General features: G+C 48.2%; 26 protein-coding genes. 19 read left to right on the top strand and 7 right to left on the bottom strand.

Annotated elements, in window-relative coordinates; all coding sequences use genetic code 11:
- On the top strand, positions 1-230 hold a 230-nt coding region (locus H6S82_RS32935), incomplete at its 5' end, for a hypothetical protein (protein WP_206756839.1).
- Between the two features lie 457 nt (positions 231-687).
- Here the strand turns inward: H6S82_RS32935 and H6S82_RS01150 are convergent.
- From H6S82_RS01150 to H6S82_RS01130, 5 genes are all read right to left on the bottom strand, one after another.
- Positions 688-1,896: an RNA-guided endonuclease TnpB family protein gene (locus tag H6S82_RS01150; RefSeq protein WP_191055949.1), complete on the bottom strand. Its 1,209-nt coding sequence runs from the start codon at positions 1,894-1,896 to the stop codon at positions 688-690.
- Positions 1,897-2,045: 149 nt separating this feature from the next.
- A complete protein-coding gene (locus tag H6S82_RS01145) occupies positions 2,046-5,753 on the bottom strand; it encodes a DUF3987 domain-containing protein (protein ID WP_190471978.1) in 3,708 nt (1,235 codons plus the stop codon).
- Positions 5,754-6,386: 633 nt separating this feature from the next.
- Positions 6,387-6,749, bottom strand: coding sequence for a hypothetical protein (locus H6S82_RS01140; protein WP_190471975.1), 363 nt, complete (start codon positions 6,747-6,749; stop codon positions 6,387-6,389).
- The gene (locus H6S82_RS01135) at positions 6,742-6,918 is read right to left on the bottom strand and encodes a hypothetical protein (RefSeq protein WP_190471973.1); all 177 of its coding nucleotides are present in this window, start codon (positions 6,916-6,918) and stop codon (positions 6,742-6,744) included. Before H6S82_RS01135 ends, H6S82_RS01140 begins: the two co-directional genes overlap by 8 nt.
- A gap of 208 nt (positions 6,919-7,126) precedes the next feature.
- On the bottom strand, positions 7,127-7,372 hold the full coding sequence (locus H6S82_RS01130; protein ID WP_190471970.1) for a hypothetical protein: 246 nt from the start codon (positions 7,370-7,372) through the stop codon (positions 7,127-7,129).
- 248 nt (positions 7,373-7,620) lie between these two features.
- Between H6S82_RS01130 and H6S82_RS01125 the strand changes: the two genes are divergently transcribed.
- The 18 genes from H6S82_RS01125 (at position 7,621) to H6S82_RS01040 (ending at position 17,995) form a co-directional block, all read left to right on the top strand.
- Positions 7,621-7,845 (top strand): hypothetical protein, encoded by a 225-nt coding sequence (locus H6S82_RS01125; RefSeq protein ID WP_190471966.1) that lies wholly within the window; start codon positions 7,621-7,623, stop codon positions 7,843-7,845.
- A complete protein-coding gene (locus tag H6S82_RS01120) occupies positions 7,838-8,173 on the top strand; it encodes a hypothetical protein (RefSeq protein ID WP_190471963.1) in 336 nt (111 codons plus the stop codon). Before H6S82_RS01125 ends, H6S82_RS01120 begins: the two co-directional genes overlap by 8 nt.
- A complete protein-coding gene (locus tag H6S82_RS01115; RefSeq protein WP_190471960.1) occupies positions 8,173-8,415 on the top strand; it encodes a hypothetical protein in 243 nt (80 codons plus the stop codon). Before H6S82_RS01120 ends, H6S82_RS01115 begins: the two co-directional genes overlap by 1 nt.
- Entirely contained in the window at positions 8,408-8,665 is a 258-nt protein-coding gene (locus H6S82_RS01110; protein ID WP_190471957.1) for a hypothetical protein, read from the top strand. The genes H6S82_RS01115 and H6S82_RS01110 overlap by 8 nt, the downstream gene beginning before the upstream one ends.
- Positions 8,662-8,874: a hypothetical protein gene (locus H6S82_RS01105; RefSeq protein ID WP_190471955.1), complete on the top strand. Its 213-nt coding sequence runs from the start codon at positions 8,662-8,664 to the stop codon at positions 8,872-8,874. Before H6S82_RS01110 ends, H6S82_RS01105 begins: the two co-directional genes overlap by 4 nt.
- Complete coding sequence (locus H6S82_RS01100; RefSeq protein WP_190471950.1) at positions 8,875-9,138, top strand: hypothetical protein; 264 nt, start codon at positions 8,875-8,877, stop codon at positions 9,136-9,138. It abuts the gene before it with no gap.
- Positions 9,139-9,173: 35 nt separating this feature from the next.
- The gene (locus tag H6S82_RS01095) at positions 9,174-9,410 is read left to right on the top strand and encodes a hypothetical protein (protein WP_190471947.1); all 237 of its coding nucleotides are present in this window, start codon (positions 9,174-9,176) and stop codon (positions 9,408-9,410) included.
- On the top strand, positions 9,407-9,676 hold the full coding sequence (locus H6S82_RS01090; protein WP_190471944.1) for a hypothetical protein: 270 nt from the start codon (positions 9,407-9,409) through the stop codon (positions 9,674-9,676). The genes H6S82_RS01095 and H6S82_RS01090 overlap by 4 nt, the downstream gene beginning before the upstream one ends.
- Positions 9,677-9,735: 59 nt before the next feature.
- Positions 9,736-9,996: a hypothetical protein gene (locus H6S82_RS01085; protein WP_190471942.1), complete on the top strand. Its 261-nt coding sequence runs from the start codon at positions 9,736-9,738 to the stop codon at positions 9,994-9,996.
- 205 nt (positions 9,997-10,201) lie between these two features.
- Positions 10,202-11,257 carry a hypothetical protein gene (locus H6S82_RS01080; RefSeq protein ID WP_190471940.1) on the top strand — a complete coding sequence of 352 codons (1,056 nt, stop codon included), beginning with the start codon at positions 10,202-10,204 and terminating at the stop codon, positions 11,255-11,257.
- A complete protein-coding gene (locus tag H6S82_RS01075; protein ID WP_190471938.1) occupies positions 11,257-11,517 on the top strand; it encodes a hypothetical protein in 261 nt (86 codons plus the stop codon). The genes H6S82_RS01080 and H6S82_RS01075 overlap by 1 nt, the downstream gene beginning before the upstream one ends.
- 2 nt (positions 11,518-11,519) lie before the next feature.
- Entirely contained in the window at positions 11,520-11,813 is a 294-nt protein-coding gene (locus H6S82_RS01070) for a hypothetical protein (protein ID WP_190471935.1), read from the top strand.
- On the top strand, positions 11,803-12,543 hold the full coding sequence (locus H6S82_RS01065) for a hypothetical protein (RefSeq protein ID WP_190471932.1): 741 nt from the start codon (positions 11,803-11,805) through the stop codon (positions 12,541-12,543). Before H6S82_RS01070 ends, H6S82_RS01065 begins: the two co-directional genes overlap by 11 nt.
- Positions 12,543-13,991: an ATP-binding protein gene (locus H6S82_RS01060; protein ID WP_190471929.1), complete on the top strand. Its 1,449-nt coding sequence runs from the start codon at positions 12,543-12,545 to the stop codon at positions 13,989-13,991. Before H6S82_RS01065 ends, H6S82_RS01060 begins: the two co-directional genes overlap by 1 nt.
- A gap of 294 nt (positions 13,992-14,285) precedes the next feature.
- Entirely contained in the window at positions 14,286-14,852 is a 567-nt protein-coding gene (locus tag H6S82_RS01055; protein WP_190471927.1) for a hypothetical protein, read from the top strand.
- A 61-nt stretch (positions 14,853-14,913) separates the two neighbouring features.
- Positions 14,914-15,846, top strand: coding sequence for a M23 family metallopeptidase (locus H6S82_RS01050; protein ID WP_190471923.1), 933 nt, complete (start codon positions 14,914-14,916; stop codon positions 15,844-15,846).
- Positions 15,843-16,568: a hypothetical protein gene (locus H6S82_RS01045; RefSeq protein WP_190471920.1), complete on the top strand. Its 726-nt coding sequence runs from the start codon at positions 15,843-15,845 to the stop codon at positions 16,566-16,568. Before H6S82_RS01050 ends, H6S82_RS01045 begins: the two co-directional genes overlap by 4 nt.
- Before the next feature lie 200 nt (positions 16,569-16,768).
- Positions 16,769-17,995 (top strand): GIY-YIG nuclease family protein, encoded by a 1,227-nt coding sequence (locus tag H6S82_RS01040; protein WP_190471984.1) that lies wholly within the window; start codon positions 16,769-16,771, stop codon positions 17,993-17,995.
- Here H6S82_RS01040 and H6S82_RS01035 read toward each other — a convergent pair.
- Complete coding sequence (locus H6S82_RS01035) at positions 17,988-18,401, bottom strand: hypothetical protein (protein WP_190471917.1); 414 nt, start codon at positions 18,399-18,401, stop codon at positions 17,988-17,990. The two genes, H6S82_RS01040 and H6S82_RS01035, sit on opposite strands and share 8 nt — an antisense overlap.
- Before the next feature lie 590 nt (positions 18,402-18,991).
- Positions 18,992-19,201, bottom strand: a complete 210-nt coding sequence (locus H6S82_RS01030; protein WP_191055948.1) for a hypothetical protein — start codon at positions 19,199-19,201, stop codon at positions 18,992-18,994.
- Positions 19,202-20,180 lie beyond the last annotated feature (979 nt).

Below are 20,180 nucleotides of genomic sequence, written 5' to 3'. Positions count from 1 at the left end.
GTGTTAAACAAACAATACTCAATATTAGAAGCAAACTAAGTGTAGCAAACATTTTCCTATTTGATATTACTCTAGCTAAAGAGCAAAACAATAATAATTGGGACTGTGTTGAGAGCCACAGTAAAATTTTAAACTGTCCGGTTGCGCCCAGTTTCAGTGAGATAAAGACGCGGCGATCGCCACTCGTCATCCCGTCCCCCCCATCAGCCAGTTCCAAGCGGTGTGCGTAAGTATGGGTAAATAGTCCAGAATTGAGCGAGCGCACTAGATCCGGGTTTTTTGGTAGCTAGATCCGGTGTGTTCGTAGTTACGGTAAAAACATGATTTATCAAAGGTCTGACCTAACTTTTAAATATAATCTCAAGCAAGGATGACACGGTTGGCTGATGTCCTCTTTCATAGATTTGAGGCGACGAGACTCTTGTCAGTCAACCAATTCTATGGTACTATGTAATAATGGTATTTTGTGCTTTTTTATTATTTTAGAAAATATTTCCATTATATAAATAGTACCCGAAAACTTTAGTGCAGTCAAGAGCAGCGATCGCGAAAAAGGTGACGATCGCTATATAGCAATTACCCAGGCGGGTGTCGTCTTTCATCCCCAATCTGAAAACGGGGAACTAAAAGACTGGTGCCGATCTTTCTTGTAAAAGGCAATAGCCGTTCTGGAAAACTTGCTCAAACTTACTCACAGACCTCGAAAGCCTGATTGATAGAGAGTTTGACGTTTCCTTCCTGCTTCATCGAATCCTTGATGGCAGTGCCATTAAGTTGGTGTGACCCTCCACAGGCAATCCCCGTCGAACTGACGGTTAAAGGATAATCAATTTCTTTGTGCCAGTTTTCTAAATTGACACTGGCATTAAAATCCCGATCTAGTTCAATGCCACAGTTGACACATTTGAATATCCGTGCTGACAATGGCATTTTTTGTCGATGATGGCAACAGCTACAAAGCTGAGAACTTGGATAAAATTTGTCCGCTTTAATGACGGTTGCACCGTACCAACTAGCTTTGTACTCTAGTTGCCTTTTGAACTCATAAAAACCACTATCAGCAATGGCACTAGCTAAGCGATGATTCTTGAGCATCCCGGAGATATTCAAATCTTCGATAACTATTTCGCTGTGGTTCTTAGCTAACCAAGAAGTCAACTTATGCAGTGCATCTTGTCTGATATTAGCTATTCTTTTATGTAGTCTAGCTACTTTCAGATTAGCTTTGGTTCGATTACGAGAGCCTTGAAGCTTCCGACAGACTGAACGTTGTAAATGCGCTAATTTCCTTTGCTTTTGACGGTAAGCTTTCACATTTGGGAAAACGCTACCATCGGAACAAGTGGCAAGAGAGTTGATGCCAATATCAACTCCGATCCGCTGTCTTGTTTTTGGAGATGGTTTGGCTTCTAGCTCGTATCTAAAACTAACATACCAATCCGAAGCTCTTTTGGTAACGGTAACGTTTTTGGGCTTAACGGCTGGTAGTATTTCGTGGCATCTCACCCATCCGAAAATCGGTAACTTGAGTCGGTTGCCACTCACCGCGATACTACCTTCTAAGTAGAAGCTATCTTTAATATTCTTCTTTTTGAATTTTGGTTGGCCTCTACCAGATACTTTAAAGAAATGCCCAAAAGCTTTGGATAAATTCCGCAACGCTTGTTGCGGAGCGCACTTGGATACTTCGTAGTACCACGGATTTGCTGATTTTACTTCTGCTACCAATCGCTTGTGAAGAGTGATGGCACTGGGTAGCTTTTCGTTTGCCGACAAAGCTTTCAAACAAATTTCTAATCCCCAATTCCAAGCGTGTCTGGCTACGCCTGCGTGTTTGGCTGCTAGGGTACGCTGTTGGTTGTTTAGATCGAGTTTTGTCTGGAAGCTGCTGAGCAATTTCTCTCAACTCCTCTACGATGCCAGCGATTTTTGTGACTGATGTTTCTCTTGAGGTGGCATAAACTTACTCATTTGTACATAATAGCGTCTTATTTGAGTAAGTTTAGGGATAAATAGGTAAATTTATCGCGGCTGTACCACCCCCTTCAGTCAGTTGCTAACTCCAGATGTTTTGGCATCCACCAAAGGGAAAAGGATTCTACACCTACTACCTCGTATTGGTCGTCAGCAGCATCGTACTTCCCTACAGTGCCAACTTTACCTTGATACTTACCTACAACCACCCGCACTTTTACTCCCGCCTGGAAAGGGGAATCAGCCGGAATGGGGTCATTGGGAACTTTAGGCCCGTTTTGGGGGGCGCGATTGGATGCAACCTTTCCTTTAGGGCGAGACTTTGAAAAGAAGGAACTGGTGGGGCCAAATCCTTTGGCTTTGGAAGAAGGTCGTTCTGTATTGGTAGCTGTTGGTGCTGCCGACTGCTGCTGACTGGAAAAATTTGCTTCGGCTGCCCCACCATCTTCAGGTGAAGTGGGACGAGTGGGGACGTTGCCACCGCCCGTGGGTGGTGGGTCGTCATCTCTTGAGCCATCATTTTTATCTGCGGAATTTCCGACATCTTCCGCACCGTTTTCCGCACCGTCGATAACGTCTGAAACTGGCTCTATCTCTGGCTCCGTTGGCTCATGCTCAGCGTAGTTCCGACAATTCCGACAATTTTCATCAAAATGAGGATCTTCCTCAACAAACACATCGGGTGGGGGACCAGTGTCCGGTAGAATGTGTCCCTCTTCACCGCTCTCTTTTGATGGGGTACCCGAAAATGGGGGGGTTGTCGGAATTGTCGGAATAACAACTACAGGAGTCTGTATCCCTTGCTCTGTCTGGATTTCTGGGCTACAGGTAGCTGCGGAAAAAGGTGCGGAATTTGTCGGAATTCCGCGCATAGATATTGGGATCGCTTTAATCAAAAACTTCTTGCTACCATCGTTCAAACGCTCCGCGACGCCATTGGCCACTAAAAGGGAGCAGTTTTGGCGGATTTGTGCTAAAGATGGTTTGGCAGACTTGGAACAACGACGGTACACCGCATTCTGGATCTGCACTTCATTTACTGCTGTCTGCTTCCGCAGCAAATACTGGTACATTTCCACCAGTTGTCCCGGAAGGGAGATCTCTTGTTCGTTGCGAGATTGCAGCAGGCGGTATTGCCCGATGTGGTACGTAATAGCGTAGATAGCCCGTTCTAGCGGCCCCACGCCAACGTAAAGCGATTCCGGTTTTAGCTCGTCTTCAAAACACAAATCCAAACAGTGCAGAAGCAGAGAAATTCGCAGCGTATAGCCGAGCATTTTCCCTAAAAACCCAGCAAGTGCGGGATTTTCATGTTCGTTTCGACGCTGTTCTCTTCTCAGTTTCGACCACCATTTCTTCCAAATTTCTTTTGCTTCTGGATTGAAATCGAGAATTACCGGCTCTAACAAACCATCTTCATCCGGTACTTGGTAACTTTCAGGTAGGAAATTCCTCAACCGTATATGCAGAGAGTGCAATTTGTCATACATTTGCTCCAGCATTAAGTAAACGGATACTTTGGAATCAGACCACTCATCAAAATTATCGGGAGTGGTGGGGATAGCTGGCAGAATTCTTGAGAGCAAACCATCTCCATCGTCTGCATCTGATGCTAGCTTTTTGGCTTTCTCTGGCTGCACTCCTCCTGTTAGTTGCAAGCAGAGTCGGTTGAACTCAAATGCGTCTTTTTGTTGGGAGCGTTCAAATTCCAGGTCGCTGGGTTTATTGAAGGTCTGCAATAATATTTGGCGCGTGTCTCCACCTTTATCCTTATACTGATCTAGCATTAAAAGGCGGATCAGTTCGTCGAAGGCTAAGGCGCAACCGGAGGAAGGAGGGAGTTCGGACATCCTCTTAAAGGCACCTTCCGGGCTACCCACTTCTATAATTTTCTTAGCTGGAGCGCCCTGCATTTCTTCTGAGAAGACGCGGGGGTTTTGGGGAGTGTTTTCTTTTTCTTCTTTTTCTTCTGGTGACATTCTATCCCAAGCGGCCTGTAACTTTTCGAGTTTGAGCAGCTGCTTTTTGTAAGCGTTCTTGGCTTTCTTGTAACGTTTTTGGATGGGAGCGAAAATCGCACTCATGGTCTGAGATTTTCCGGCGGAGGGAGGGGCAACAACCATAGTCCAGAAGATGGCAAATTCTCGCCAGTCATCTTCTTCTATGCTTCCTTCTTTTCCTCGGATTCCGATGTGAGCGCCTAATTGAATTCCCACGGCGGGAAGCAGCCATTGCCAGAAGAAAACGGGATCTACTCGGTCTGATTCTGATTTGGTGAGCAGTGCTTTGGCTAGGGGAAGCGGTAATGTTTTCCTCAAATCGAAGGAGTGTTGTCCGTAACCGATTAGTTTGGTGAATTGGTTTTTGTCTTCTTCTGCGGATAGTTGACGGCTGATTTGAGATTCGATTCCACTGGCTAGTTTTTCTAATCCAGGGAGGGGATATCCGGTGGTGTAGCTGTATTCGATTAGAAGAGCGCGTTGATGCTCGGCGTTGTTTGAAGAAGCTACAATTTGGGCTATGTCGTTGTAGAGCGTTGGTGGTGTTGGTTGTGGAGCGGTACGATCTTTACTGCGATCTGGTTCTCGATCTGAGCCAGCTCCATTGCTCGTGTTGTTGCTCTTAGGGAAACTACCGCCAGCGCCATTAAGAGCGTTGTCGTTGTCGAGATCGAGACCTGTTGAGTCGGCGCTATTCCCCGCATTGCTATAAGGGAAATTGCTGCTGCCGCTAGAATAGTTGCCTCCATTGCTGCCGCTGTAATTTCCTGAAGCACGGTTACTGTTGGTTCCTCTTGTGGGGAATTGTTGATTTCGCTGCCAAGCTTTGACGCAATTTTGGAGGGCGTCATCCGATAAGCAGGCTGTGGGATTCTTCTTTTGGGCTGACTTCCAAATCGCATCCAGTTCTCGCGCTGCTAAAGGAGGATTGCACCGACTGCCATAGTTGTCTAACAATCCGCGTGGGTCGCTGCTATAGGAGATGCCTAGATAGTCCAAACGTGCGGCGGTGCCGATTATGTCGCGGGCTAAGGCTGCTCCTGTGTTGTTGCGCGAGCCAGAGCCAGAGCCGTTGGCGATAAAGTATCGATGTTCTTTTGTGAGGCACAATTCTAGAGGAATTGCAATGCTAGACCACAACGGTTCTGGGGTTGGTGCGTCATGTGCTGCGGGCTGCGATCTCTGTGGGATTATGGATCTGAGTTCTACGTAGCTGTACTTTATGCCGCTGCTGCTGATAATCTGAGACTGCTGTCCGGTTTTGGTATGCAGCGCCCCCGCCAAGCGCATCACGCGACTGGGATTTTTGAGGCAGCGGTCTGCATCGGCATATTCTAGCAGGTCGGCTTGCAGGGAGCGCCACTCTTCCACGGTGCAGTCGTCAGCTAAAGTCCAGTAGTTGTGGATGCTCTTGCCGCCTGTATCGATTTGAATTGTGGGTTCTGGAAGTCCCAAGGACTGCCACAAGAATAGCTGAGTTTCTTTGTCTAGGTTGTCGTGTTCGTAGAAGATGGCACGCCCTTTTTGCACGTCGGCGTCCCGATGTCCGCCGCCGTTGACGACGAAGTAGCAGCCGTACCCTTTAGCTTGTAATTGTTCTATCTGGCTCCAGGGGAGGTCTGGTATTGTCGCTTCTAGCTTAGCGCCAAATCCTCCCTCCGGTTGGAAAAATCGCAGGTACACCGCATCTCCTCCAGTCCAGCCCAGCAATTCTAACTGGCGTAGAGCGGCGGCGCGTACTATTCCGGGCAATCCACTTTCTGAAAATTGAGCGACCATTACAGCACCTCCCCGTTGGTTGCAGAGGTGGTATTGGTGGTGGGGCCAAAAAGATTTTGGCCTTTGAGAGTATTAGCTTTTTTTGGTAAAAGCTCCATTCTGCCTTACTCCTAGCGTTTTTGGTGGACAGATGGAGTTGGAACCCTTTAAGCGCTCTTCAAGTATTGGCTAAGAAAATTCAAATAAGTCTCGTTATAGTGCAACACTTTTATCGCGTTATAAGGCAGAATGTAATTGCTAACTAAAACATTCTGTCTCGGCGCGTAAGTGTCGCGGACGCGAGTATTTGACGAGGAACCCTTAGCTTTGTAGTAAGAGCGGCGGTGTTCCAACTCTTTCAATCAATGCGGCTCCGGTGTATCACCGGGGCTGCACTCGTTTTTACGGGAGATCCTTAATTTCCTCCTTTATCGGTGACGTTTTTTAGTTTCAGCCTCAACAATTGCTGCTATTTGGGATAAAACCACTTATACAACGGATTTGGCTGAAAATCTTTTATTTGAAGATCTATTAAACTGCTTTAGAGCGAAAGCTGTCTTATCCCGGCTGTCTTATTTCTTAAGCAAGAGAACAACTCCCACTTTTCATGGAGTTACGAGAGAGCGAAATTGAACGTTGGAAGGGGTTGGTTTTCTATTTGACCTCGGTAGCTGGAAGCATGGATGCCACTGGCGCACCCCTAGTTAGCTTTTCCCAATGGGGGGTGATGGGTTGATAAGAGCAGTAGCACACCACAATTCGCTGGTCGATATCGAAAGATGAGAACTGGAGAATGCGAGATACTACCCAATCCCCGTCGCATCCGTGCGTAATTGAGCCGGAGCCTTCATTATCGGCATAGGAGCGAATTCGCTCTCCCACTTTGGGCAATTCACCGGAACAGTCCCAGTTTTCCCAAAGAATATCGGTCAAATTTCCAGACGGCAGCAACAAACGTTCCTCCCATCCGGGAGCGCTCATCCCGTCAGCTTTAAAAACAATCCAAGTTTCACTCATAGCGTTCGTCCTCGAATGAAGTTTGCTCACCCTCGAATACGCAATCGACTTTGAGAATCGGGTCGCTTGTGGGCTTAATTGCTTTTAGTTTCCATCCGTACTTCCGCTCCATATCCCGGCATTTCTGGGGGTCGGTTGCTGAATGGATGTTTTCTGGTTTTTTTGTCATCGATGGTATGGAGGGGCGCGAGTCTACTCTCGGTCGCCCAAGAGACGCGATCTCACGTCCTCAAGTCGTTTAATTTCTGCTTCCCACTCGCCGATCCAGTTTCGCAGCCGTTCCACTTCCTGCTGTTTAGATCGGCGCAAATTTTCCCTCTTAAGTTTGGCAAGCGATTCCAAAACATTTTCCAAGTCAGTTCGCGCATTTTTAAGTGTTAGGAGCTTTTGGGCAATGATTTCCTCAAACGCTTTCCCAGCACTTCTAAATCCTCAAGCGTTAAGGCAGGAATAACTCCCCTTGATAACGCTTCAATCAGCTCTGACTTGCTAACTCCTATCCGCTCGGCTTTTTGGCCTAAGCATTCCCAAGCCGTGTCTGTTAAGGTTAATGTTCGTTTTGATTTCAATTCATCCCAATAAACCGGGATGCCTTTCACTCTCTTTCTTCCTTCCTTTGACATAGCCGTGTGTTCTGCTCAAGTATAGCGGTATATTCTGCAATCCAAAAACGTTTGGATGTGAAGTATTGTGAACATACGGTTGTTCTGGTTGAGAATACCCGTATGTTCTGTTACCATGCTGTTGACACGGCTATTCTAGCCGTTTAGGTAGTCAAATAAATAGCCTAAAACGTCAGAAGCCAGCACCCTCTTTCCACGGACAGTGCTGGCTCTGGCCCCAACCATTACGAATTGGAGGCTTTACCATCATGCCAACAATCACATCCCCGGTACAACACTGGGGAAGTTTGCTTTCAACTCACTACGAAGGATTCTGGATTTTCGTTAACCAGCAGAAAGATGGTTGCTCAAGGACGATCGTCTTGCCCCATCGCCTCAGATGTAGCAGTCCCATCGGACAGTGCTGGCAGTCCAAAGCCCAAGCCATAGCAAACGCCCAGCAGTTTATCGATGGAGGGCGTTGCGATGCCTGACGATTTCCCCTGCTGGCTTAGAGGCCGTGCCAGGACTGTAGCCGAAGCGCTGCTACAAGATGGCTTTTTCTATTGCGGCCATGCCGACGATTTCTGTGAATCCCCCGACCTGGAAACCGTAGGGGATTGGTTCGTCGGAGGCAGCTACCAATTCCCAGGATTCGATGCAATTTGCGATGGGGCGCTGTTCTTCAAAGACTATTCGGATAACTCCTCTTCGCTTACAGAAGAAGAATTTGGACGCATCAAACAGCTAATTTCCCAAACGCAATTAGCTTGGGATACCTGCTCAAATGCTGGCCAGTTGTGCTTGCCGGGGGTAGCCTAATGAAACTTCATTTAAACGATCGTCAAAAACAAGACCTGGCCATCTTACTTTTGACCGCGATTCGTGAAGACTGCCCCAACCTTTCAAAGGCCAATTACGACTACTTAGGCTATCCTCTTTCGACTCGGATGCTAGAGGAACTTTCTTACAAGTCCCCCGATGAATACCTCCGATTGACAAGGATTCTGCTTTCCGAAGTTGGACGGGGCAGCGGTAAAGCGGTGGAGGTAGCCAGTGCTTAAACTCACCCCAGAACAAGCCAAACTGAAGCCTCGATCGCTAACTGAAATCCGGCTCACCCCAGAGCAGTGCAAGCGCCAAGAAACCTTCTACAAAACGACCCTCGCAACCGGAGTTTGCACCGCATCCCAAGCCCTGCTGTTAGCCCGGATGCTTTTGCAGGATGAACTGCTCGGATTGGACGCCAGGACACCCGCACAGCAGCAGCTAGCGAAAGAGTTTGCGTTTGCGATATCGGAGGTACGGCGATGAACATCGCTTACATCCGAGCAAAGGTAAAGGCATACCCAAGAGCCACACCTACCCAACAAATACAGATTATCCGAGATATCGGAGTCGCCGCAGGACTGCTGAGAGCCCGCGACCAAAACCGATATCTTCCACCAGCCAAAGCTGACGAGGTACGGCGTTGGCTGAGGGACAACCAAGTGATGCTCAAACTACCGCCTGTGGAGGTTTAGATGCTGCAATTCGACCCAACTAAAGGACATTCCGCTCTTTATGTAGCAGACCACATTGCGCGAATTGAGGAACGGCACGTCGGCAACCAAAGGCTGATTTCAGATTCTATGTGGCGGATAGCTTCGCACTGCGATTTACCAGACCTGAACAACCAACTAACCCCAGAACAAACGAAAGAAGTTGAGCGATTCATCGCAGATTTTAAAGCCAACCATTATCGGTTAGTTGAGCGGTACAAAGGGCGCGACGTTAGGTTTTCTTAGTAATTTCTCACGAGCAATCGACGGAGACGAAACCAATGGCTGAAAAATCACTCAAGCAAATGAGCGAGTCGGAGATTAGGGCTCAAATACAACTAATCAAGGACAAACCTGAAAAAGACAAAACAGCAGCCGATTATCGGGAAATCACGAAACTCACAAATGAACTAACCGCGAGGCACAAAACGGAACTTAAGAGGCTAACAAAGCTAAAAGGCAAATTTGAAAAGCTCGCATCCGAATTGAATCCCGAACTGGACAAAAACCAACCATGACAACTACCACCCACAACAAACAGACAAAAGACATCTTAGACTGGCTTGAATTCCTCATCGGAACATACTTGGAAGATAACGACCAGGACTTCTTTCGCGAAACAGACCGCCTATACGATGGGTCGGGCAACTTAGGTAATTTTGCCAAAAGATTCTGCAATCGCTTTCGGGAAGAAACCGAAGCCTGGGAGTTCCCCCGCAACCTGCGCGATGTGAACTGGATAGCACTAGGCCAGTACATCGAATCCAAAGTCATCGATCGCTAAAAAGTTCAACCCCAGAGCCATGAACTCTGGGGCTTGCGCCATTTGTAGGAGATTGCACAATGCTACGAATAGCCACCAAATATCCTAGCCCCGAAATGATGGAACAAGCGATCGAAGTTAACCAGGAAATCGATCGTCAGTTAATCACCATTGATGAATTCACCGCATACTGGCGAGTCACTTACGCAGAACTTGCACAATTGACCAGCACCAGCGTCAACACGGTAAAAGCTTGGTTCGGTTCCAGGCAAATCAGCCCCACTTTCGAGCATCGGTATCGGCTAACCCGAATTCATAATTCATGGATGAAAGGAAGGTAATTCATACCGATTATGACTTTGGTTAACTGGTTAACCAATTACTACCACCTTAACCGGGTGGTTTTTTATTATCTAAATGTGGCTACCAACTAACGCCAAGAAAAACCAGATTTAGGCGTTAGTAGGCAAGCTCTTCTTGTGGGAATTTGACCCCATTAAAACCACTTCAGTCTTAAGTCAATCAAAGCTTTCAAGGATTTTAATCATGTTCAGCGACTCTATTGGCGCTACCCAATTTCTGACGCCTATCGTCTCAACTTACCAACCTTTACCAACAGGATTCGACGGCGGGTACGGCAGTGCCAAACTGATTGTAGAATCGGCGGAAGTTCGCATTCCAAGCTACGTTCAGCCATTGCACAAGGAAATCTACGAAATTCCCGAAAGCGACGCCGGAAGTCTAATCGAGTACGTTAGTGGCGAGCGCTCTGACCTCCTTGGCACTCGCTGGTTCGGGGGAGTACCCGCTTACTTGAACAATCCGGAGGGGCATCTGCGTGTAGTAGACGATCGCAGGGGGAAAACCAAGTTCGGACTGCAATTACTCCTAGCTGCGTTGGGTTCTCTGCCCTACCGGGCTAACTGGAATCTAGCCCTAGTCGCTTCAATTCAAGACGCCCAAGCACTAGGGGCAGAATTGCGAGAGTCTTTGCGGGGCAATCACTCAATTCGCATCAATGGGAAGCAGGTTTCAACTGTCGATATAAAAGTGCTTTCTGTTGTTGAGGAAGGTTCGGGAGCGATCGCCCAATCCATCATGTCAGGCATTGTGCAGTCCAATGCACAGACAATCTTGCTTGACATCGGACATGGCACTATCATCAGTTCCCTGTTTGGCCAAAAGGGTAAATTAATCAGCCGCGACGTGAAGCGCCTGGGCGTAGATATTCTGACCGAAGCCATCGCCAAAAACCTCGAAACCCGCCGTCAATTGACCGGGGAGGGCGATCGCCAGATTATTCGCAGTGCGATCGAAAACGGAAGTTTCAACTACGGTACAACGGGCTGGAACTTCCGCCAAATTTACAATGCAGAGTTACCGCACTGGGTACAAAGCGCACTATCACCAGCACTCAAAGCCGTTGCCCCTTGGCGTGCGACTTCCGACGCCGTGATTGCTTGCGGCGGTGGTTCTCAACTTCCGGCGATCGCACAGCTGTTAGCCAAGCAAGGTATTTCAGTATCCAGCGATGGAGCCTGGGCGAACTGCCGGGGACTGGTGAAAATCGCTCAAATTAAGCTGCAACGGAGGGCTGGTTAATGGCAGGCACTACCACCAGCAAGCGGGTATCGATTAAGGATTTTCACCTGCCCTTCCTCATAGAAATTGGCCAGCAGATTGAGACTGACGACCTAAGCGAAATTGTTAATCACGCCATCACTCAATTGAAGTTGTTGACCAAAGGGAACCCCGCACAAGCAGCACAGATACCTTCTGTGCAGTCCCAAAGATCGACTGTGGCGATTGCACAGACCGATGACGACCTAGCCGCTTCACTTTCAGGACTCTTGGAGGGCTAACAATGACTCGATTGTTACTCACCGCACTAGGCAGCGGCTTTATCACCACGCTAATCGCCTACCTCTGTGAGCTTCAGATTGAATACGTTTTCCTCTTTTGGTTGCTGGCCAGTTTGAGCGCTTTCATCTCTGCTTATCTGACCGAAACCAGGGCCAAAAGAATCCGGCAGCGCCACACATTCTACGAACTGGAAGAAGCCAAAACCCGCCTCGCTCAACGCTACGCAGAATCACCGCACAAGCAGCACCTTTTGGTAGTTCTCAACGAACTGGAGGACGAAATCAATGGATACTGAACGCAAAAAACTTTCGCTCAAACCCATCTTCATAGCTGGCGGCGCAGTCGTTTCGCTGTTCGCTTTGGGGCTAATTCTGAAAACCATCGGCAGCATGACCTTTGGCGAACCTTCCTCGATGGGAGAAGCCACAACTATCACTCTGAAACAAGCAACAATTGCACCGCCAGCAGCAGAGCCCAACCTACCCGAATCCGCTCAAGTTCTGCGAAATTCTGCCTGGAACGAAGTGCAGGCCAAATGCGGAACCCAATTAAAGCAAGCCTTTGGTGAATTCGACGAACAGCTAGAAATCGCACGGGCGCAACTTTGGCTTCTTAAAGCGCGAGGCGAAAGCCAAAAAACCAACGGTAAGAAATCCGAATACGAGTGGCTAGTCAACAATGCCTACCTGGGTTTCGCTGCTGAAATTCAGCAGTTGACCAAATCGGGACAGATGGGTACAGACGGGCGAACCATCAAAGCTTACCGAGATCGACGCGGAGCCCTGCTCGACATTGCAGAAGCTGTCAGCAACACGGGCAGTCCCCTCACGCCGAACGTCCCCACACTTTCGTTGAATCGGGCGATCGACTCCTGTTACCAAGCGGCTTCCGACTACAACGCGCTGCGGGAAAATGCAGCTGAATCAGCCCGAAACTCCTCCCCAGAGCCAAAAACCAAAACAGCAGAACCAACTCAAACCCAAACCGAGCAAACCGAACAAACAGATGGTGAGGAGGCGCAATAATGCTCAACATTAAACTACCCTCACCACTAGCGAAGGGACTGGCGATCGCAACTTTAGGTATCGGTTGCCCTCTGATGCTCTACGCTTCCACTTTCCCCACTCGCGCCTGGTGTGACGTGCAGCAGAACGGTACTTCCGTTACGGCCACCCCAATAGGTCAAAAGTCCGATTTCTATTGGTTTCTGGTTGGGTTGGGCGTCGCCCAAGGTTTCGCGGCTTGGCAGCTTTATCGAGCAGTTTTTGAAGCCAAATCCACCACCGAAACTGCTGGCTCTCTGCCTGCCAGCACTCTACAAGAAGTTGGTGCGATGCCAGCTTGGACTGCGCCGACGCCTGTGCGAGAGGAGATCGCCTATACCGTCCCAATTAGCTCTACCATTCCGGTTCAGGTTACCCCCGAAGCCTGGGGAGGCTCCGGAGAGCGCGATTACTCTGCCCCCACCCCAGGCGAAAAACAGGTTGATACTGCCTGGTTCACTCGCGCCAGAGGCTACAAGTTAGTCCAAATTTTCGGCGGTCAGGGTAGCGGCAAGTCAACGCTTGCCAAGGCTCTAGTTCGCGAACGAGTAGCGAAAGGTCACTACGTCGAGGTCTGGGACGTTCACCGGGACGCTATGAACTGGATTGGCCTGCCTGTCTATGGCGGGGGCATGAACTACAAAGCCGTGGATGAGCGCATGAAGTGGGCGCACAAACTGATCGAAAGCCGATATCAGGAAATCGACCAGAAGGGCGAGGATAACTGCAACTTCCAGCCCGTGACGATCGTGGTAGAAGAACTTACCAACATGGCCAAACGCTGCGAAGCTTCCGACGACTTTTACGAAGCCGCGCTGTCAGACATTCGCAAAGTGAGTGTATTCGTACTCTTCATAAGCCACGATCGAACTCTCGCAGCATCCGGCGGAAGTAAGGGCTTAGCCCGTGCCAGAGATGCTTCCATGCTGGAAATCGAACTGTTCGCCTCTTCAGATCCGACCACTGGCGAAGAACGGCCAACCGGGAAGGGCAGGATGAAGCTGCCGGGTGAAGCGCAGGAAAAAATCGATATCGAGATTGCGCCCTGGATGATGGTTCCCAAAGGCTTCGATTATCGTTCGGTGATGCCGCAACAGCGTTCAGAAAGCGTTCAATCCGACCCCGAACAAACGGAATCCCGAACCCCTGAACCCACTCTGAACGAAAGCCGAACCCTCTCACCAGATAAGGATTACAGCGATTCTGAACCTGCCGAAAATCAAGTTGAACTTGAGGAGGGGGACGCAAATTTTATAGCGGAACTGGGCTTAGAAACAGACGAAGCCAAGTTGAACCGCATTAACCAACTGAAAGCAGCGGGACTGAATCAAGAGCAAATTATCTTGGCCATCTGGGGAGCTAAAAAGGGTGGCAGCAAAGCTTACCGAACAGCGCTAGACGAGTACAAACGATTGACGCACGAAGGATAGGGACATGAGCAGAGATAAAAACATCATCCAGAACTTATGGGACGAGGCAAGCGAAGGGGACTTCCTGAGCTTCTGGAAGTGGTTCGCGATATTCCTCCTCTTCTGTTCTTATTTAGGGATTGGTGGATTTTGGGGCGGACTCCAGGGGCGGCAGTGCAACGCTTGGGGCAATACCCTAGAACAGCAGGTATTTGCAAGCGCTCGCCGGGGTGGGTGCTTTGTGCGTGGCGTGTTTGAAGTTGTGTTCCCGCAACCAAAACCCCAACCAAAACGCCCGGTAGTGAGGCCACGGCGATGATTAATCGATTGTTCCAGTTGGTGGCGTCACTCGTTCTGCTTTCGTTGCTGATTGGAATTGTGGGTGCTGCAATGAGTGGAAGCGATCGCGCTTTCGATATTCGCCCCATCATCGCCTGGTGGAGCGGTCTGGGCAGCACCACTATCAAAGCGGCGAGTAAGGCAGGTGTTGACAGAGGCGAAAACCCCGAACCGATTAACAAGGTAGTAGGCAGTGCTCTAGAGCGCGGTAAATCTAAGGTGCAACAGAATCTGAAAAAATCTGGAGCGTCGATCGCACAACCGCGCAGCGATACCGGGAAGCCAGATGCTCGGTTGGCAGTTTGTAAGAATGGTTCGATCAAGAGCCAAAGCGCAAGGGACTTACCGCTAGGACTGGCGCTCAAACTCAAGCAGGAAATTGACAGCGGTAAAAAATTTAGGTCATTAATCGAAGTGCAAGCCCGTTTAGGTCAGCCAGCCTGCAACGAACAAACCAAATGGCGCTACTTAGTTGATGGCAACCGGGCGCTCGACGCCACACAAACCAAGGGTTCCGTAACTTTCCGCTTCACCAATTTCTAACCAATCTCTCAAAGAAAACCCCCGGCGCTGACCGGGGGAACAAGTTTAAAGCATTCTGAATATGACTCACAAAACAGTTGTAGTGGAGGGCAGAACAGACCCCCCTCAAGTTGGCACGCCTGAATTTAAGGAATATGTCGATCGCTACGGTGACCCCTCACTCGACGATTACGAACAAGCAGAACGGATTAAGCAGACTCTAATCTGGCTCAACTCCAATCCAGCAGACCGGGCAGCAAGGGAACTTGAGGAGAAGTTAACCGCACCAATTCGCGAACTCCAAACCAGACTCGAAAGCTTTGAACAAGCGTGGCTTTCTGTGGAGTGGAGCAAGGTTCAGCAGCGCACAAATTTAACCCTGCTTTGGCTAATTTTCGCTTGTCTGGTTTACATCAACGTCATCCACCCAAGCTTAAAAATCGCCAGCGCCCCAACCAACTTTATTCGCGGCGCAGTCGGTGGGGTATTATCCAAAATCCCCGTAGTCGGCAACGCACTTCACTCGAATAAGAACGGCGATTCTCTCAAGCTCTCTGGCCACTGGGGCGAAAAAGCAGGAAGAGGAGACAAATTCGCTGGTGGGAGAAGAATTGCCGGCTCTCCTTGGGGACTAAGAGAAAAACCATGTCCCACTTGCAGCAAGTTCCACCGGGGTCAAGATGTCCCTATGCCCATCGGTACGCCTTTGTACGCAGTGGGGAAAAGGGGCGAAAAGGTGACTGTAAAATGCTCTGCAACCAACTCTTCGGGCGGGCTGGTCGGGTACAATACCGCGCCCAGTCTTGGTAATGTCACTCTCTCCGTAGCACACCTAAGTCGCAGCAAACAAGGTACTTACACAGCCGGAGAAGTTTGGGGAGCTAGTGGCAATTCGGGCGCATCGACTGGGCCACACGGTCACTTTGCAGAGAAGGTCGATGGCGTTTTAGTTCCGCCGCGTCGGTTTGGCATTGAAGCATTCCTGACTGGAAAGACGTTGGAGGGGCTAAAATGAGCGATCGCCGCAAGCTCCAAGAAATCGAACATCCGCTTGATTATTCGTTGTGGGTAACGCTGCTGCTAATGGGGTGCGTGGCAGCAGTCGCCGTGCCGGATTATATAGGGGCAGGTATCCAGGGATTGACTAAATCGGCAACCAGTTTGCCGGGTAAGGCAGTGGAAGGACTGCGATCGCAACTTCCTTCCTGGCTTCCCGGCAGCACCAAAAACGTATATGGCAGCTATACCCTGCCCAGCAAGTTGGAGCCGGAGTTCATCAAAGAAGTAGAAGCGATCGCCAAACGAATCGGCACTAAGCCGGAGTGGATACTGGCCGTAATGGGCTTCGAGACTGGCGGGACATACTCTCCTTGTAAGCAAAATTTCATCGGCGCGACAGGACTAATTCAGTTCATTCGACCAACAGCCAGAGCGCTCGGAACCTCGACTGACGAACTTTGCGGCATGAACCGACTGGAGCAACTGAAGTGGGTGGAAAAGTATTACAGCCCATTCAAAGGAAAGCTAAACAACCTGGAAGATACCTACGCAGCTGTGCTGACAGGTAGAACTGGATGGGGACGTGGAGCGGTGTGGCGTGCTGGCAGTATTGAGTACCGCCAAAACAGAGGGCTTGACATCAACCGCGATGGGGCAATCACGATGCAAGAAGCTGCCGCCAAAGTCCGCTCCTACCTCCCCTCGCTCGCCTCTTATCGCTCTGAGCGAGGCTCTTGATTTGGGCGCTACCGCTTTGATAGGTAAGTGGCAGCAGTTCCAGGGGAAATGATTTTACCCAATCTAGACGCAAATCTATACACGACCCAAGCAACGATGACGCTTGGGCATTTTGCGATTACCTTTTTTTGATACAGTGAAAGCAAGCCCGGTTCGCCAACTTTCCAAGAATGCTCTGTATCAAATAAAGGATGCCAAAAATGTGGCTCAGGTACGGCGTTTCTCCGGATAAAACATTGGTGTCGATCGAAGACGTTCCAAGCGGTAAGACTCAGCTAAGGTGTCCCTACTGTGATGGCGAACTGACCGCGAAGAAGGGACGCCGGAAAGAACATCACTTCGCGCATACCAACGAAACTTGCCGGGAAGTAGATCGCGATAGTCGCTCTGTTCCTTACTTACCCCTGTACGACAACTTCAATATCTGGCTGACGGGCAAGGAACTCCAGCAACTTAAAGACCTCTGGAACCGCTACAGAATCAAGGATAAAGGTATTCACGAAAGCCTTGTTCCAAAAATCTTAATTAAAGAAAAACTACTAGAGCGCAATACATATCGATACGGTGGCGAATATCAGTTTACAAAGCTGGGCAAGATACCAGTTGGCGCATTATCTTTGCTGCTGTTCAACCAAGTTCAAGAGCCAATGCTGCTGGAGAAGTTACAGCAGTTGGAGAATCTCGCGCAAACTGCTTATTTGGAAAACTCTCCATTATTCAATCAGCAGTTGCGAGACTTGCAAATTTATCGGGCTGAATTTCGCAAAATACTAGCTAATACTCTTTACTACCTGCAAGTCGATACTGGCGAAACAACCATTTACAAAATCGGCGTTACGCAGCGCAATCTCTCTGAAAGATTAGTTGAGATTGAACGAGATTTACGCTCGCATTTTCAATCTTTTTCAGTCAAAGTCTTGGGCGAATGGCCGCATCGTGGGAACGTCGAAAAATATTTCAAACATCGCTATTCGTTCTTTCAAACAAAAATCGGGGATTTAACTGAATATTTTGCCTTTCCCGACAAGGAAGCCAAGACCGTACTGCGCGATTTACGGCGGATGGAGCCAAAAAGTTTATCAAAAATTGAGGTAGGCATCCTGGCTGGTGAACCCAGTCAAACCGAAAATTTGATTGCAGAACGAGAGCTTGCTAATAGACGCTCGCAAGCAATAAAAACGGGTATGGAGCGTGCTAAAAACTGGGGGCAGCACGTTGGGCGACCTCCCGTTGGCGAATCGGCTCTTGAGTTTTTAGCAAAGCCTTCATCCCAAAAAGTCATTCAAGCTTTGTCGCAAGGATTGTCATTGCGATCTTCGGCGGAACAGGCAGGGGTTGCAGTCAATACAGTACGCAAGGTTCAAAAGTGCATCAAAACCGAAAATCCCCAAAACAGTAGGCTTATAAATACCGAATTTATCACATAAATCGAACGTATATTCGCCAAATCATTCGGTTGTCCAACTGCGAATATGAGGGATAAAATTCTGATTTTTCTATGCTAAAACCTTTAACCTCTAACTGCTCCACCAACATCGATAAATCCTCGCGCAGACCTTCGATAATAGAGAAACAAACCGATTTTGTTTTTGAGGTTGAGGCTGAAAGCTCTGCACGCTCGTCACCTTCATTTTGGAGAAAAAAATTGACCTCGACATTCCAGTCAGATTCCTCGGCATCAAACAGTTTATTAAAGTAAAAGTCCGATGATTTTATCTGAAATCCCTTAGATTCAAATTGTTCTATTAACGCTGACAAATCCTCGCGAGTGCCTTTGATGTTGGCACCGCAAATATTCGTAGTGTCTGCTAATCTTTTCGGTGGAAAATACATGGCTGCTCTTTAATTTATCAAGCTCTCAACAGAAAGAATACCCCTGGCACGTCCATATTCACAAGCCCAATGTGACATCGCGCTAGGGGCGTTTGTTTCGCGCTGTGGATTTATAAGTTGAATCTTCTCTGCGCTGCGATGTACAGCGTCGTTGCGATCGCCTTCCAGCTTTCCGTATTATCGGGGTCAACTTCCTCTACTCGCTCCCGTGCCGTTTTCAAAGTCCAATATATAAGCTACATTCGGTCATACCCTTTATTTGATATAGCACATCGAGCGCAATTTTTCTTTAAAAGTTATAACCAGATTATTTTCTCGCAGATCGAATAAAGGATAGCCTCAACACCCGCTCGAACTTGACTACCAGTAAACTACTCTTGTCAAGCTATTCCAAACACTATGTAAGTTCGCATATTTGGCTTGGGGGTTTGGGGGTATCCCCCCAACAAGCTGTGACGGCGACTGATTATTTTACGAAGGAAGAGATGTACATACCGCCACTGCTTGCTCCCCAGAAGACCAAGATTTCACAGGGGAAAAAGTGGGGAAAATTACCAGGAAATAAAATAAGTATTCGTACTTACTTTACCCTAATATTCCCCCGAATTTCCCCAGCCTTTCTTATGAGCAATAATACCTAAAATCTGACTTGAGCCGAGCGAATAAAAACGAGAGATATCGGAGATAAGGAAAACCAAGGCAAAAAACGCACGCTTTTCGCCAAAAAATCCTTGAAAAACCTTGATAAACCTGGGGTTTCCTGCTATTTCCTTACAGGAATAAATACTTAAAAAAGTCATAACTCGGAAACATAATACCAAGCCAGCGCTTAATATTTTGTTAATTTTGTAGCATTAATAGCTACAAGTTGTAATTAAATCTAATAAAAAGCTTAAGCTGTCTTTATCCCTCCTTGTGCGGTTGGGTTTCCGCACAAGGAGGGAGAGCATCGATTATTATCTGAATACTAAAAAGTCATTTTGTGATCACAATACCATTGCTTGCTACTACCGATGAAGCGTCTTTTTTAGTCGATTCCTTTGACTGTCATTGTTGTGGTTTTATGTGGCTGGGTGTGGCTGGATGTGGCTTTTCGTGTTCTTAGGTGCTGGCATTGCTACTTTGGGATGAACGGGTTGCCACAATTAACCACATCAAACCACACTTATCCCCACCAGTCCTCATGCAGCCACAAGTCAGGCTGACCCGAAATTCGTTATTTTTAGGGTTTTCGTTCGAGTGAGTAAGTTTAAAGTTTTTCTAGAATTTTTGAGAGGCTATGTAGTGGATAACTGCACTCAAACCGAGCGGTAAAGGAATATTAAGTCAATAACGAGTGCTGGCAAGCTGCAACCGAATGGTACTCTTGATTCTGGATCGAGGTAAGAGGTCAAATCTTCAAGGCGAATTTGTACGGACAATACCATTGCTTGCTACTAAAGATGAAGCATCATTCTCAGCCATGAGAGCTAACTGCTTTTCTAATGCCATTTCATGCAAATTCGTGCAGTTTCATGCAGTTTCATGCAAAAGAGTGCAACAGTTTACTGAATGAAGAAGAAGCGATTTACTCATAGAATTGCACAAAACTGCATGAAACTGCATGAAACTGCAAAAAATGGCACATTGAATTGACCCCAAACTCATTAATTTTGAAGTTTTTGGAGCCGTCAGGTACGTTAAAGACTTCCTTGATAATTTCTGGCCGAGCCTTGGGCAAATTGCTTTCCTCCAGTTGAAAAGGTAACAGCAGTCTGCAAGCTCGCGCAGTTCTTCAGG

This window comes from Planktothrix sp. FACHB-1355, assembly GCF_014748295.1.
In the GTDB taxonomy this organism is placed as follows: domain Bacteria; phylum Cyanobacteriota; class Cyanobacteriia; order Cyanobacteriales; family Aerosakkonemataceae; genus Aerosakkonema; species Aerosakkonema funiforme_A.
The sequence above is the reverse complement of the archived record's forward strand: the minus strand, read 5'-3'. Positions and strand labels throughout refer to the sequence as shown.